Genomic DNA, 14,353 nt, shown 5'->3' with positions numbered 1-14,353 from the left:
GGTCTGATGGAACGCACTCAACTCTTCGACCTCATGAGCGAACTCAAGCTCTATGGCATGAAGGCCGCCTTCGACGAGATCATGGCGACCGCCGTCAAGCGCCAGCACGAACCGCAACGCATTGTCGGCGACCTGCTCAATGCCGAGATCAACGAGAAGCAGGCGCGTTCGATCAAATACCAGCTCACTATCGCCAAGCTGCCGCTCGCCAAGGATCTCGATGGCTTCCAGTTCGAGGGCACCCCTATCAACCAGACGCTGGTCAATGATCTCGCCGGCGGTGGCTTCATCGCCCAGCAACGCAATGCCGTTCTGGTCGGCGGTACAGGCACCGGCAAGACCCATCTGGCTATCGCCATCGCCCGAAGCTGCATTCGATCCGGTGCCCGCGGGCGCTTCTACAACGTCGTCGACCTCGTCAATCGTCTCGAGATCGAGACCCGCAACGGACGGCAGGGTCGTATCGCCGAGCATCTGACCCGAATGGACTTCATCGTCCTCGACGAACTCGGCTACCTGCCATTTGCCCAATCCGGCGGACAACTTCTGTTCCATCTCGTCAGCCGGCTCTACGAGCGCACTTCCATCGTCGTCACCACCAATCTCGCCTTCGGCGAATGGCCCAGCGTGTTCGGCGACGCCAAGATGACCACCGCGCTGCTCGATCGTCTGACCCACCACTGCGACATCGTCGAAACCGGCAACGACAGCTGGCGCTTCAAAAGCCGCGACGATGATCAAACAACCCGCGCTCGGTCCGTCTCCGCAATCCCGGCCAGCTCCGACGGACCGAGCGCTACCGCTAAATCCCGTCGATCAAAGGGGTCAAATTTGGACGCCGATACGGGGTCAAACTTCGGCGCCGATTGACAGCCATCGGAACACGAAGGACCCCGCCGGCCGTTAGGCTGTTAAATCGTGGGATATTCGAAGTAGACTACCCGTCGCCGTCTTTTCCGAGCTAGAGCCCTGCTACGGTCTCCACGGCCTCATCCAAGCGCGCTCAGTATCCATTACATTCGAGCCGGGTGAACCGACGAACGATCAAGACGCCTGACGTCCGTTCGTGACCGGAGCAGACCTCGCAGTCCCCGACAAGTTCAACGCAGTTCGCAGGCCCGGTGCTGGCCTGTCTTATGACCATCCACCCTGTTTGAAAGCTACAACCCGAAAAGAGTTTCCACGAATATCGATCAGTCGGCCACGCCCATCGGATCACCGCATGCTCTCGGAGCCCGGTGCGCGCTCTCGATGCGCAGTCGCCAGCTGGCGAAGGTCGTTCCTCGCCGCCGACAGGAAGCTCACGCGCGCGCCGAAGCGCATCGGCCGCATGCAATATGATCGGGGCCATTTCGGCGGCGCGGTAGATTGGTTTCGTTAGGAAGCGCTATTCGGGTTGCGCGGTCTCTTATTGCGCTGCGACCAATGCACGGTCTTGCCCTTCTAAAGAAGCGATGCATGCGCTCGCCGTCGAACTCCGCGCGGAACATTTCCGCGACTCTTCCGGCGAACATGAACACCAGATAGAACGTAGAACGTGCTCTCGTGCATCAACGCGCCCGTTGCGTCCATCGGGCATAGTGATAGTGCCGGACGGTCGCTGGAACTCCTCACGCTCGCTGCAATTAGCTTCCGTGGTGGAGGAGGTCATGGGCGAGAGCTTGAACGTACCTGGCGGGCAGCCCCACGGAAGAGGATGGCGTCTCGCTGCGGCACTTGGTCTGTTGGCGGTGGCTTTTTTCGTCGGTCGGCTCGCACCTGCGGAAAACGAGGTTCCGTCGCCGAGAAAGAAGGCGAGTCGTGATGCTTCGGCCGCCGGTTTGACGACTGCAGATAAAGGCCATGGCCGCTCGGCGACGACGCCCTCCGAGATACCGTCCCGGCGCTGGAAGGATATCCTGCTGCGCGTCTACGCCAACGTGTCCGAGCACCGTATCTTCGCGCTGGCCGCCGGCATGACCTACTACAGCCTGTTCGCGATCTTTCCGGCACTGGCTGCAATGGTCGCCGTCTACGGCCTGTTCTCTGATCCCGCCACGATCGCGAAACATTTCGATCAGGTCTCCGGATTTGTTCCGAGCGGCGCTATCGATGTGGCTCGCGAGCAGCTCACGCGCGTCGCTTCGAAGGGCAACCAGACGCTGGGACTGACCTTCGCAATCGGCTTGGCCGTCTCCTTGTGGAGCGCCAACGCTGCGATGAAGTCGCTGTTCGACACGCTCAACATCGTTTACGGCGAGAAGGAAACCCGGGGTTTCGTGAAGCTGAACGCGATGTCGCTGGCGTTCACCATGACCGGCATCGTGTTTGTTCTCGCCGCCCTCGGCGCCGTCGTAGTCGTCCCCGTCATCCTGAACTATGTCGGGCTCTCGAACTTCGCCGATCTTCTGGTTCGCACGGCGCGCTGGCCCGCGATGTTCGTTGGCGTCGCGCTGGCGCTGGCTCTGATCTACCGCTTCGGCCCCGACCGGGAGGCGCCACGGTGGCGCTGGATCACGTGGGGGAGCGCGGTCGCGACGATCCTTTGGCTCGCCGCATCAACCCTGTTCTCCTGGTACGCAGCCAATTTCGGCAAATTCAACGAAACCTACGGCTCGCTCGGCGCGGCTATCGGCTTTATGACTTGGCTGTGGATCTCCGCCATCGTGATCCTGCTCGGGGCGGAGCTCGACGCGCAGATGGAGTGGGAGATCGCCCACACCACAAAGGACACACCGAAGCCGGTGGACGCGGGCGCCAAGGTGGCCGACTCGGTGGGGCGTGCGCCACCTGACATGTTTAGAGCCACGCGCTCGATCTTGTGCCGCTGACGGATAGAGTTCGCGGTCATGTTCGATGGCTTTTTACGATCCCAGCAGTGCGCGCATCACGCCGGGCGCGAGAATCACATCCACGCGATGTTGCGCACCGCAGCGTTCTTGTTGGCGGCGTGCTGTCATTCTGTTTCGACTTGGAGTTCCGGCGGTATCGCCAGCACATATTCGGCGGCATCTTTCAAAGTGCGCAACTTGCGGCAGTTTGGCAACTTGATCGGCGGGTCGAAGCGGCGCGACCAGTTTACTTTAGCCACGACGCATTGGCCCTAGCTAAGTCCTCCGTGCGATGCCAGCTCGCGATATCCTCTGGCGTCAGGCCCGCAGAACCGAGTGCGGAGCGCCTTGTGCCCGCAGGGTGCTTGTCTCGGCCGCCTTCGCGCGCACCGCTTCCTTCGGAAGCTGCAGCACGGTGGCGATCTGGCCCAAGATTAGACGGTTAACCAGCACGATCTCGCCGTTGGCGAATTCCAGCGCGTCATGATGCGCCGTCGGCTTTTCGAGATTGACCTGGCGGAAGCGCGCAAGCCGCTCGCCGATCCTACGCTTCGGCATCAAGGGAAAGTTGGGCTCGGCCTTGACCTCGGCTTCGAACGCAACTTCCGTCCCCGGAAGGAGACAAATCGCAGCGCCGGGATTGCGAATTTCGGCAAAACCGCGCGTCATAAATGGAGGAAACCGTGTAACCACCAGCTGCTGGCCAGCCGCGGCGGGACGGGAAGCAACATGCTCCAAGCTGTAATCGCACATCAAATACCTCCGTTTGAGCGAGCCCCTGATATGCAGCCAACACTTTTGACTGAAGTAAGTTTCTGGCCATCGGCGAAAAAACCACAGCCACAGCACGCGTTCGCCTTCGCCTCATCCGTTCTGTTTTCCCGTTGGAAAGGGGCACATAAGGCGCCTCGCGCGGGGTATCGAATTCCCTGAACTCCAAAATTCTGTCGCGTGCTCGCCACATCGAGCCGAACGCGTCCCCAACGGAAGGATGTCGCCGCCTATGAAGGCGCTGCCTAAGCCAGTCGATCACGTTCAAATGCTAGACTACCAATGGCCCGCGCCAGCATTACATTTTTCTGCATCGCACGTGGAGTACCGCGATGCCCCGTACCCCGAGAGACTTGGCTGATCGGATGGCGGCTCGGCGCCGACAGGCTGATGACGGCTACGTCCGGGAGACCTTCACCCAGCCTCGCGATCAAGCCCGCCAGACGGCGAGGACGTTTCTCGATCGATGGCTGCAGCATATATGTTGAAGGTTGAGACTTGGCGTGAACTACCTGGCGGTGAGATCAAGTTCACGATGCGAAGACTGAGGAGCGCCGATTGACCCTGTCAGTTTGGACGAAAGTCATCTGAACCTTAAGGCGTCGGCAATCGATGGATCAGTCCATGACCTCAGATTTGAAATACGGACCTGAGGACAACTCGACGACGGCAAACCGCGCTTGTCAGAGGACGATATCCAACGAGAACAGCTCGGGCCTCGCGGCGTCCCAGGAAAACCGGACCCCGCCAAAATGACGCCTCAGCGCGAGAAAAAAACGCCCAAGAATGTTGATCCAGGACATACGGCATAGAGGTGTCGGCCGCGTTCGTAATGGCTACAAGTTCGGCGCTGTACCATCGGCGCTTGCCGCGGTTTAGCCCAATAAAAACCCGCTGGCGCTGATAAACAGAACCCGCCGGCGCGCAGGCCATACGGTCTCGAGCGAGTATTCGGCGAGTGGTGGAAGCGCGACGCCGCGCTGATCGCGGTCCGGGACTACTTGCAGGTCGAGGACGATGCCGGTGAACGTTTCTGGATTTTTCGCGCTGGCGATGGCGAGGAGCGGCGACCACAAGTGGTTTCTGCACGGGATTTTCGGATGACGTCCCGTTATGCCGAGCTCCAGGTCACGTCGCACTTCTCGTTCCTGCGGGGAGCGTCGTCCTGTGAGGAACTGTTCGCGCATGAACGCCAGCGCCGCATCATCCTTGCCGCGGGGATGGTCGCCGTTCAGGGACGCATTCAGCGCGAGGGCGAGGTCGGGCGGATCGTTAACGCGGAAGTTCCGCGCCCTTTCAAACGGAGGACGCTTTGACAGGCGCGCGCGGCGTTCGAAAGAAAAGCGTCAAGCTGCCAGCTTTGTCGACCGTCTTGCCAGTTTAGCGATCGGGTCCAAAAGCGGGCGTTCACTTTCGCAGTATTCGAACCACGCCTTCGACTTCTTGAGAAGCTGGGGCACGGTGCGGATGGTGTATTGCATGGGATCGAGGCCAGGTTTGACCTTGGCCCACGTGATCGGCATTGAGACCGGCGCATGGGCGCGCGCCCGGGGAGAGAGTGGCGCCACCGCGGTCGAGAATTGATCGTTCCGCAAATAGTCGAGAAATATCTTTCCCGTTCGCTTCGCCTTGCTCATGTTGATGAGGTATCGGTCCGGACTTTCGCGTGCCATTTGGCTGCACACGTCGCGGGCGAACTGCTTCGCTGCGGCCCAGTCCAGTCGTTGTCCTTTTTTCGGGCGCGCGAGCGGCGTAACGACATGCAAGCCTTTGCCGCCGGTGGTCTTGCAGAACGACACGAGGCCAAGCTGGGAGAGGCGGTCGCGCATTTCCTTGGCGGCGTCGATCACGACCGCGAAGTCCACATCCGGCGCCGGGTCGAGATCGAAAACAAGCCGGCCGGGAAGGGCGGGGTCGCCGGGCTGGTTGTTCCATGGATGCAACTCCACACCGGCACTCTGCGCCACGGCGGCCAGACCCTCGATCCGGTCGATTTGCACATAGGGTTTTCGATCGCCGGAGACGGTGACCTCCTCAAGCAGGCTGGAGCCGCCCTTCATCGAATGGCGCTGAAAGAAGCGCTGTCCTTCGATACCGTCCGGGGCTCGTATTATCGAGCATGGACGGCCCTTGAGATGCTCCATCATCCGAGCGCCCACGCTTTCGTAATACAGGGCGAGGTCGAGTTTGGTGATCGGTCCTTGCCCATCATCGGGCCATAGGATCTTATCCGGCCGGCTCAGGGGCACCCCCATGACAATACCGCCCTTTGCAGCGGAAGGGAGGCTCGCGGAGGACTTGGTCCGCAGCGCCGGTGCAGGCTTTGCGATGCCGGCGCTGTCAGCTGGCGCCGGCGTCTCGGCTTCGACCTCCGAGGCGGGCTTGTCCTGGCGAAGGCCCTTGAAGGCCGCTTGCCGGATCATGCCGGCACCGGTGAATCCGGCGAACTCGATTTCGGCCACCAATTCGGGCTTCAACCAATGCATTCCGGCTTTCTTGCGAGGCGCATTATTGCCGACGAACGGGTTTGTCGCCGAAGCGGCGGCCTTAAGCCTCGGCATCAGGCGCGCGACTTTCTCGGCACTGTAACCGGTCCCGACGTTACCGACGTATACGAGGTGATCACCCCGATATATGCCGGCCATCAACGATTTGAACTGGTTACCATTGCTTTTCCAGCCGCCGATGACCACTTCATGCCCGGCGCGACACTTGGCTTTGGACCAGGACTCTGTTCGCCCGGACACGTAACGAGCGGCAGTTTGCTTCGAGACGATGCCCTCGAGCGACATCCTGCAGGCCGATTTGAGCACAGCTTCGCCACCGCTCTCGAAATGCTCGACGTACCGGATTTCGGCCTGGACCTGGTCCTTACCGTATGTCTTCTCGATAAGTTTCTTCAAGGCCTGCTTGCGGTCGGCAAGACTTTGCCGGCGTAGGTCATCGCCCTTCAGAAACAAAAGATCGAAGGCGAAAAAGATGAGGTCGTCGCTCTTTCCATCCGACAGGGCGGCCTGCAAGCCCGCGAAATCCGGCGAACCTCGATGGTCGAGGGCAACGATTTCCCCGTCCACGATGCAATCGGGCAGTGCGTCCGCGGCCTTCGCAATCGCGCCGAACTTCGGCGTCCAATCCAGGCCCTTGCGAGTCTTCAAGGAGACGTCGCTGTTCTCGACCCGCATCTGGATGCGGTAGCCGTCGAACTTGATTTCGTGGATCCAATCGCTGCCGGAGGGGGGGCGCTCGACCAAAGAGCATAACTGGGGCGCGATGAAGGGCGGCATGCTTCGATCGGCAATCGCGTTGCCTTTCTCGCCGGCTTTCTTTTCGGGTGAACGCCCGGCCCGGGACCTGTCGGGAGCAGATCTCTTTCTGGGCGTCGATGCTCGGGCTGAGGCGCGGTGCGGTTTCCATTCCGCCTTTGCAGGTGCTCTTGACCTCTTCGCCGCAACAAAAGGCTTCGGACCCTTGCCCTTGCCGGCCGTGATCTGGTCCATCGACCGGCTCGAGGCTACCGACGTGTCCTCTTGCAAGATCCTATTCTTCTTCCCTTCCCGAGCGAATTCATCCCGATGTTTGATCAGGAGCCAGTTGGTCCGCTTCTCGCCCTCTCGCTTTCGCATCCGAGTTAGAATCCAGCCGCCGTGAAGTTTTTCACCCTCCAGGGTAAAGTCCAGCTTGCCCTTCTGGTATGCCCGCTCCGGGTCGTCGCATTCCCAATAGCCGCGATCCCAAACCATGACCGTGCCGCCGCCGTACTGGCCCTTCGGAATGGTGCCTTCGAAGTCGCCGTAGTCCAGGGGATGATCCTCGACTTCAACCGCAAGCCGCTTGTCGTGAGGATCCAGCGACGGCCCCTTGGTGACCGCCCAAGATTTGAAGACGCCGTCGAGTTCGAGCCTCAGGTCGTAATGGAGATGCGATGCTGCGTGCTTCTGAATGACGAAGCGAAGGCTCTTCGAGGGCTTGACCTTTAGGTTTCCGCTGGGCTCAGCCGTCTTCGAAAAATCGCGTTTGGCGCGGTATTTTACCAGCAGTTTTTTGACCATGAGGCACCTCGCTCGAATCCCCCGCGGAACTGAAAGTTTCCGGTTCGGTTAAAGTTCCACCTATCACGGAGGATCAAATGGCGCCTCGTGCCTATTGGAAGGGCTCGCTCAAGCTCTCGCTCGTGACCTGTCCGATCGCGCTCTATCCGGCTTCGACCCAGGCGGAAAGAACTCACTTCCACCAGATCAACACTAAGTCCGGTCACCGGCTGAGGCAGCAAATGGTCGACGAACAGACCGGCAGGGTCGTTGACCAGGATCACAAGGGCCGAGGCTACGAACTCTCGAAGGGTAAGTACGTCCCGATCGAGGAGGAAGAGCTGGAGGCTTTGAAGCTCGAAAGCACCCACACCATCGAGATCGACGATTTCGTCCCCGCCGAAGATATCGACGAGCGGTATCTGGATAAGCCTTACTACATAGTTCCAAACGGCAAGGCGGGAGCCGATGCGTTCGTCCTCATGCGCGACGCGATGAAGCGAAAGGACAAGGTCGCGCTGGCGCGCGTCGTGCTCGCCAATAGGGAGCACGTCATCGCGCTGAAGCCCCTGGGCAAGGGATTGTTGGGGACGACCCTTCGTTATCCCTACGAGTTGAGGGATGAGGATTATTTCGCCGACATTCCCAGTCCGCGGGTATCCAAGGACATGGTCGATCTTGCTTCTCACATGGACAAATACGAGGCTGCGCTGAAGGCGCTGGTCAAACGCAAGGCCGCGGGTAAAACGATCGAGGCGCCCGACGAGAAGGAAGAGGAAAGCAACGTCATCAACCTGATGGATGCGTTGAAACAGAGCTTGGGCCGCAAAAAAGCCGCGACGCCTCCGATTAAAGGAAAGAAGCGGACATCGGCGCGTCGCCGTGGCCGCAAGCGAAAAGCCGCGTGAGTAAAAGCCGCACCCATGTTGAGGTGATGGAAGCGCGTTCCGTCGCTACTATTCCCGTAGGCCGAGAGTGGCAGTACGAGCCGAAATGGGATGGATTTCGTTGCCTGCTGGCGCGCGATGCCGACACCGTGGCAATGCATTCGAAATCAGGGCAGAATCTGGGCCGCTACTTTCCGGAAGTGGTCGCCGCGGCACTCTCCTTGCGCGAAAAAAGCTTCGTCCTCGATGGCGAAATTATCGTTCCCGTCGGGCGTGGATTTTCCTTCGACGACCTTCTGCAGCGCCTCCATCCCGCTGCGAGCCGGGTAAAGAAGCTTTCGGAGCAAACGCCGGCGTTGTTTCTTGCGTTCGATCTCCTGAGGAAAGGCAAGACCGAGCTTGCGGACGAACTCCTACCCAAGCGGCGCTCGCAACTCGAAGACTTCGCAGACCGTCATTTCTCGAGCGAGAACCTCTTTCGTCTTTCTCCGGCCAGCCTGAAGCTGACGGACGCCGAACGCTGGCTTGCCTCGGCAGGAGGCGGCAGCGACGGCGTCATCGCGAAACGGCTCGATCTTCCGTACCAAGCCGGCAACCGCGACGGTATGCAGAAGATAAAGTGCTATCGCAGCGCTGATTGCGTGATCGGCGGCTTTCGGTACGGGGAAAACCCCCAGGGCGGCCGGATGGTCGTCGGATCCGTGCTCCTCGGATTGTACGACGCCGACGGCCTGCTTCACCACGTGGGATTTTCGTCCGGGATCAAAGCGAAGGATAAGCCCGCCCTTACCGACAAGCTCGAGGCCGTAGCAAGCGATCGGAGCTTTACGGGAAACGCCCCAGGCGGTCCGAGCCGATGGTCGACAAAACGTTCGTCCGAATGGCAGCCGTTGAAGCCGAAATACGTGGTTGAAGTTTCCTATGATCACTTCACCGGCGGACGCTTCCGGCATGGCACGTCGATCCTGAGGTGGCGTCCGGACAAGAAACCGCGCCAGTGCACCTTCGAACAGGTGCACCAAAAAATCGACCGCCGGCTGATGGCTGCCATCACCTCAACCAAACATATCTGATGACGCAGGCAACCCCGAGGACAAGCTCAAGCTGATCCGCGACGAGCAGGCGAAGGGCAAGCTGGTCGCAATGTGCGGCGATGGCACCAACGACGCGCCGGCGCTGGCCCAGGCCGACGTCGGCGTCGCCATGAACACCGGCACCCAGGCCGCGCGCGAAGCCGGCAATATGGTCGATCTGGACTCCAACCCGACCAAACTGATCGAGGTGGTCGAGATCGGCAAACAGCTCATGATGACGCGCGGTGCCCTGATGACGTTCTCGATCGCCAATGACGTGGCGAAAATGGAGTCGGCGGTATCATCATTCCCTTTATCGGAATCAAGGCCATCACCCATCACCTCGTCGTCGCTGCCTTGCACCTGGCTTGAACCTGGCCTGAGATTATTTTTCGCCGGGCAGTCTGACGGCACTGCGCGAACTGGCATTGCGGCGCACCGCCGAGCGCGTCGACGAACAGCTGCTAACCCACATGCAGGCCAATGCCATCGCCGGGCCTTGGGCCGCGGGCGCGGGGTGTTGCAAGATGATCTAGCAGGCTGTTGAAAAAGTCTCTCGTTTTCAGAATGCCATCGTGATTCAATTGACCCGTTGCAGGGAGGCGGATTTGCGAGGGTCTGACGAGAGAACGGGATCGTTGTTCAGCTACGTGGATCTGGAAGCCCGGGTGCGCAAGGATCATCCGCTTCGCACGATCCGTCGGCTAGTGAACGAGACGCTCGGCATTATGGAGCGCGATTTTGCAGCGCTCTACGCGGGCATCGGGCGGCCGTCGATCGCGCCAGAGAAGCTGCTGCGGAGCGATGCTGCTGCAAGCCTTCTACTCGGTGCGCTCCGAGCGCCAACGTTGGAGCTGGTCGGGGTTGCGGAGACGGGGCGAGCGCGGCTGACATATGATTTTTAGCTGGGCATTGATCGACCTGGTCGGGTGATGATCGCTGGGGTCATGGTCCTTTCCGAGGTCGCGAAAGCGCCTCACGATGATGTCCGGATCGGGTGCCTCAACGTGTGGGGCGGAGTACGGACAAGCCGTCACCAGCCGATTCACCGAGGTCACCACGACCTCCGTCCCAGCGGGACATCGCCAGCCCGGCGGACCGGACAAGGAGCTTATGATATGCGATCAGGCCGGCTTCGCCTGGCCCCAGTCGAACGACGTGCCGTCGACCCAGATGTAGTGGAGAATCACGGCGATCTTCCGTGCAATGGCGACCTTCGCTTTCTTCACGCCTATTCGTTTCGCGAGCTTCATTCCCCAGGCCTTGAGAGAGGACCATTTCTTTGTCCGATAAAGCAGAACGGTCGCCGCTTCGAACAGGTAGCTTCGGAGAAGTCGGTCGCCCCATCGCGATATCTTGCCACTGGTGTCAGTTTCGCCAGATTGGTTGCGCCGAGGGGTAAGGCCCAGATAGGCGCCGACTGTTGAGGCTGATCGGAAGCGCGACGGGTCATCGATTGTATGGCGGAAGGTTAAGGCCGTCACCACGCCTGATCCCACGTCATAATGCCCATCTCACTACGTTATTGAAAGACAAAGGTCTTTTGATTTGGATTTGATGATGACGGGCTTTTGCAGCACGCCCTGACGCGCTCGATCACATGCGGATCTTTGATATCCCGTCGTTTGATTACCCAAGGTGCGCCTGCATAATATTGCTTGGCGGGAATGCCGCCGGCGCGAATCTGGCGTAGCACCGCCAGGGGGCTCAGATTGAGCATCCTGGCTGCTTCAGGCAACGTGACTTCGCCGCGCTCGGCCCATTCGCTATCCCTGTAGACCGTGATGCCGTGCGTGTTGCGGAAGCCCCGCACACGCGACTGTGTCCATCCATTCAATCGGCCTGTTCGCTTACCTGTCCGGTTGAGCATGCCGGCAATGGCTTTGTCAGGCATCAATCGCGCGCAGGCGCGGATCAATTCCACCGTCTCGGGCTCGACGGCCCACCGTGTTTGCCCCCTCCGGTTCTTTCTCACCATCAAGCGGGTATGATCGCCGCCCTGCCAATGCAACAATAAATGAATCTGGTCATCCTCGACGCAGGCTACCACCTCACGCAACACGACCCGGATGATACGCTTACGCGTGACGGCAGTGGCCGCCGGATGGTGCCAAGCGGCCTCCAGATCAGCCCCCATTTGCAACAGACGCTTGCGCTCCTCTGCACCCAAGGTCGCCGGCCGCTGTCGAAGCAGCGCCTCCAGTTCCTCCTCGAGTGCGCGTACGGCCGCAAGGGCGGCATTCCACCGTCGCTCGAGTTCACCAGCGACCAGACGATTATCAGGGTCGACCGTGTCATACTGTCGGCGTGCCCTGGTTGCCTCGTATCGCACCTGTTCGAGCGCCAACTCGACCTGGCGTTGTTTTTCGCCAGACTGGTGCTCGCATTGCGTGATCGCCTGGATGGCCGCTTCAACACCGAGCGGTTGCAGCAACCGCACAATCTCGGCTCCCACCGCCTCATCGACCCGCAGAGCGCCGAACGAGATACAGGGAGCAGCACCGGGATTGCTCCGGGTCGCGTCACAATTATAGCGACCGACATCGCCCTTGGTGCCATTGTAGCTGACAAGCAGCCGGCGGCCGCAATGACCACAGCGTAGCAGGCCGGTGAGTAAAGCCTCCCCCTTGCGCACTGGTCCGCGCACCATCATGCCCTTACCATTGGCGTTGTCAGCGATCAGCCGTTGATTCCTTTCAAAGTCTGCCCAGGACAAATACCCCTCGTGATGGTCGACGAGCAAGACCGCCCAATCTGAGCGATCTTTGCGGCGGCCGCGAACGATTCGTTTGCGGCCATTTTCGATTGTCATCCGGCTTCCGGTTCGGCCAAAGGCGTAAGCACCGGCATAAACAGGGTTGGTGAGAAGATTGCTCACCGTCGTGTAGACCGGTAGCTTCCACAGCACATGATGTTGTCCCGAGACTTTGGGGTCGATATACGGCAGCGCGATCTGGTCACCACGAAGCGACAAAAACACTTGGCGGATGCTTTGCATCTCGGCAAACCGGGTGAAGACCAGCCCAATCGCCTCACGCACGCGCAGGTCGGGATCCATTTCGATTTTGTCGCGGCCCACTTTTACATAGCCAACGGCTACCGAGAAGAACAGCTCGCCCCGTCGTGCCTTCTGCTTCAGGGCTTCCATCGAACGGGCCCGCAGCAGCGATAGTTCGAGCTCGCTCATCGTCCCTTTCATGCCCAGCAACAGCCGGTCGTTTGGATGGCGTGGTTCATACGTTCCATCCTCATCGACGATCACCGTGCCGACCAAGCCGCAAAATTCGATCAGGGTGTGCCAGTCGCGTCCATTGCGCGCCAGGCGCGACGCCTCGATAGCAAACACGGCACCAACGCGGCCTTCACAGATCGCTGCAAGCAGCCTCTCGAAGCCCGGACGGCTGACGCCCGAACCCGACCGACCAAGATCGTCATCAATGACTGTCACATCCGTCCAACCGAGAGCACGGGCACGGTCGGCAAGGCCATATTGACGTCGTCGGCTCTCATGATTGTTGGCAAGCTGGTCGACCGTGGATTGTCGAATGTAGATGAAGGCGCCCCGCGCCAGATGATCAGGCGTGATCTTCATCGCCTGCCTCCGTCACTGCGACGACACTGAGTATTTCCGACAAAAGCGCGCTCACCAGTGGCAATAGCTTCGCCCGCTCGGACGCTGTCATCGGTACCAGTGGCGTCTTGGGCACGAAGAGGTCGGATTGGCGTGGATATTGTTGCCGACGCGTCATGCTTGTCTCCTTCACGACGGGAATCGTCGTGCAACAAGCTTAGGCAGGTATCGAGCTCGAGACGGAGCTCACGCAGATGCGCCAACGGCAGAAGTGGACTCTCCGTCACCACCATCGCTTCCGCTAAATCCTCCGTCATCCGATCGGCAGCTGCGCCAGTGTGCCATCGGGCTGACGGATGGTCACAGCAACGTCGTTACCACGGCGATTGCGACTGGTCACGATGACCGTTTGACCGTAACGGGGATGAAATCGGTAACGGATAATCGTTTCACGCAACTGATAGTGAGCATTATGAAGTTGTCGCGCCGACACCAGGAACCGTCATCAGGCGACGTGTCGTCTCGTCTGACTTGGCCAACCGGCGGACTTCGTCGTCGAACTTGCTCTGCTGCTCGCAGATATGTTCATGGATCGACAAGAGCGGCGCGATCACGCCGAGAAGTTGATGATCCTCGCCCAACAGCTCGCTGACCTGGTTACGGAACTGTTTGCCGATCGCGCGCGGGAACAGTAACCCATATTCCTTGACCAGGCTGCGGACTTGGTTCTCGATATCCCGGCGAATGGCCACAAGCCGGGATCGCGCGACGAGTATCGCGCGGATTTTCTGGCTATCTTCGCTCTTGACCTTTACCTCTCGATACCAACCGACCCGCACCAGTTCAGCCAGGCCTCGAGCGTCATTCTGATCGCTCTTGTTCATGCGCACTGACAAAGCCGCGTGCGCATGCCGAGCGTCGATGCATACCACTGGAAGATCGACCCTACGAAGTTCATGCCATAGCCAGCTTGCCATCGCCCCCGTCTCAAAACCGATGCGCTCCGCATGCGGCGCCCGCTCGCGAAGCAGCGCGGTGAGCGCCCCCGGATCGGACTTGGCCTTTCCCTCAAACAAGATCTGAGCTACTTCGTCGACCACGCACACTGAAGTCTCCTTTTGCGAGACATCAAGCCCAACATATTGCTTCATCGCCCCCTCCGATTCGTGTGATTGCGTGAAGGCTTGAAGATAGCGGAACTTTCGTCCCGCAG

General features: G+C 60.0%; 10 protein-coding genes and 6 pseudogenes. 9 read left to right on the top strand and 7 right to left on the bottom strand.

Annotation, left to right across the window (positions count from 1 at the left end; translation table 11 throughout):
- Positions 1-6 precede the first annotated feature (6 nt).
- Positions 7-870, top strand: a complete 864-nt coding sequence (gene istB / locus NHAM_RS20060) for an IS21-like element helper ATPase IstB (protein ID WP_011508919.1) — start codon at positions 7-9, stop codon at positions 868-870.
- Positions 871-1,820: 950 nt separating this feature from the next.
- Positions 1,821-2,810 carry a YihY/virulence factor BrkB family protein gene (locus NHAM_RS20055; RefSeq protein WP_347336424.1) on the top strand — a complete coding sequence of 330 codons (990 nt, stop codon included), beginning with the start codon at positions 1,821-1,823 and terminating at the stop codon, positions 2,808-2,810.
- Between the two features lie 125 nt (positions 2,811-2,935).
- Here NHAM_RS20055 and NHAM_RS28955 read toward each other — a convergent pair whose 3' ends face one another.
- Together NHAM_RS28955 and NHAM_RS20045 are read right to left on the bottom strand one after the other, a co-directional pair.
- A complete protein-coding gene (locus tag NHAM_RS28955) occupies positions 2,936-3,070 on the bottom strand; it encodes a hypothetical protein (RefSeq protein WP_283805357.1) in 135 nt (44 codons plus the stop codon).
- 58 nt (positions 3,071-3,128) lie between these two features.
- Complete coding sequence (locus NHAM_RS20045; RefSeq protein ID WP_011512231.1) at positions 3,129-3,563, bottom strand: hypothetical protein; 435 nt, start codon at positions 3,561-3,563, stop codon at positions 3,129-3,131.
- Between the two features lie 350 nt (positions 3,564-3,913).
- On the opposite strand from NHAM_RS20045, the pseudogene NHAM_RS28490 reads away from it, so the two are divergent.
- The 3 genes and pseudogenes from NHAM_RS28490 (at position 3,914) to NHAM_RS20035 (ending at position 4,897) form a co-directional block, all read left to right on the top strand.
- A pseudogene (locus NHAM_RS28490) lies at positions 3,914-4,143 on the top strand (hypothetical protein).
- Between the two features lie 361 nt (positions 4,144-4,504).
- Positions 4,505-4,685 (top strand): annotated as a pseudogene (locus tag NHAM_RS28485) (DNA polymerase Y family protein); the annotation flags it as partial.
- The gene (locus tag NHAM_RS20035) at positions 4,682-4,897 is read left to right on the top strand and encodes a hypothetical protein (protein WP_011512230.1); all 216 of its coding nucleotides are present in this window, start codon (positions 4,682-4,684) and stop codon (positions 4,895-4,897) included. The pseudogene NHAM_RS28485 and the gene NHAM_RS20035, both read left to right, overlap by 4 nt.
- 30 nt (positions 4,898-4,927) lie before the next feature.
- On the opposite strand, the gene ligD is transcribed toward NHAM_RS20035, so the two are convergent.
- Complete coding sequence (gene ligD / locus NHAM_RS20030) at positions 4,928-7,630, bottom strand: DNA ligase D (RefSeq protein WP_011512229.1); 2,703 nt, start codon at positions 7,628-7,630, stop codon at positions 4,928-4,930.
- Between the two features lie 77 nt (positions 7,631-7,707).
- Between ligD and NHAM_RS20025 the strand changes: the two genes are divergently transcribed.
- The 4 genes and pseudogenes from NHAM_RS20025 to NHAM_RS20010 form a co-directional block, all read left to right on the top strand.
- Complete coding sequence (locus NHAM_RS20025) at positions 7,708-8,517, top strand: Ku protein (protein ID WP_011512228.1); 810 nt, start codon at positions 7,708-7,710, stop codon at positions 8,515-8,517.
- Positions 8,518-8,543: 26 nt separating this feature from the next.
- On the top strand, positions 8,544-9,569 hold the full coding sequence (locus NHAM_RS20020; RefSeq protein ID WP_011512227.1) for an ATP-dependent DNA ligase: 1,026 nt from the start codon (positions 8,544-8,546) through the stop codon (positions 9,567-9,569).
- 13 nt (positions 9,570-9,582) lie between these two features.
- Positions 9,583-9,855: pseudogene (locus NHAM_RS25345) on the top strand (HAD-IC family P-type ATPase); the annotation flags it as partial.
- A 322-nt stretch (positions 9,856-10,177) separates the two neighbouring features.
- Positions 10,178-10,415: pseudogene (locus NHAM_RS20010) on the top strand (transposase); the annotation flags it as partial.
- Positions 10,416-10,693: 278 nt separating this feature from the next.
- Here the strand turns inward: NHAM_RS20010 and NHAM_RS20005 are convergent.
- From NHAM_RS20005 to NHAM_RS19995, 4 genes and pseudogenes are all read right to left on the bottom strand, one after another.
- Positions 10,694-11,065, bottom strand: a pseudogene (locus NHAM_RS20005) (transposase); the annotation flags it as partial.
- A gap of 26 nt (positions 11,066-11,091) precedes the next feature.
- Complete coding sequence (locus tag NHAM_RS20000) at positions 11,092-13,161, bottom strand: recombinase family protein (RefSeq protein ID WP_011512225.1); 2,070 nt, start codon at positions 13,159-13,161, stop codon at positions 11,092-11,094.
- The gene (locus NHAM_RS27005) at positions 13,145-13,318 is read right to left on the bottom strand and encodes a hypothetical protein (protein WP_157043705.1); all 174 of its coding nucleotides are present in this window, start codon (positions 13,316-13,318) and stop codon (positions 13,145-13,147) included. Before NHAM_RS27005 ends, NHAM_RS20000 begins: the two co-directional genes overlap by 17 nt.
- 295 nt (positions 13,319-13,613) lie before the next feature.
- Positions 13,614-14,291: pseudogene (locus tag NHAM_RS19995) on the bottom strand (IS110 family transposase); the annotation flags it as partial.
- Between the last annotated feature and the right edge of the window lie 62 nt (positions 14,292-14,353).

The sequence above is a fragment of the Nitrobacter hamburgensis X14 genome (assembly GCF_000013885.1).
Lineage (GTDB): Bacteria > Pseudomonadota > Alphaproteobacteria > Rhizobiales > Xanthobacteraceae > Nitrobacter > Nitrobacter hamburgensis.
Note: the sequence above shows the minus strand (reverse complement) of the source record. Positions and strands in the feature narration are given on the sequence as shown.

Coding starts and splice junctions, on each gene's coding strand:
- NHAM_RS20000 (WP_011512225.1), bottom strand. CDS start 13,161: ATGAAGATCACGCCTGATCATCTGGCGCGGGGCGCCTTCATCTACATT.
- istB (WP_011508919.1), top strand. CDS start 7: ATGGAACGCACTCAACTCTTCGACCTCATGAGCGAACTCAAGCTCTAT.
- NHAM_RS20020 (WP_011512227.1), top strand. CDS start 8,544: ATGGAAGCGCGTTCCGTCGCTACTATTCCCGTAGGCCGAGAGTGGCAG.
- NHAM_RS20025 (WP_011512228.1), top strand. CDS start 7,708: ATGGCGCCTCGTGCCTATTGGAAGGGCTCGCTCAAGCTCTCGCTCGTG.
- NHAM_RS20035 (WP_011512230.1), top strand. CDS start 4,682: ATGACGTCCCGTTATGCCGAGCTCCAGGTCACGTCGCACTTCTCGTTC.
- NHAM_RS20045 (WP_011512231.1), bottom strand. CDS start 3,563: ATGTGCGATTACAGCTTGGAGCATGTTGCTTCCCGTCCCGCCGCGGCT.
- NHAM_RS27005 (WP_157043705.1), bottom strand. CDS start 13,318: ATGACGCGTCGGCAACAATATCCACGCCAATCCGACCTCTTCGTGCCC.
- ligD (WP_011512229.1), bottom strand. CDS start 7,630: ATGGTCAAAAAACTGCTGGTAAAATACCGCGCCAAACGCGATTTTTCG.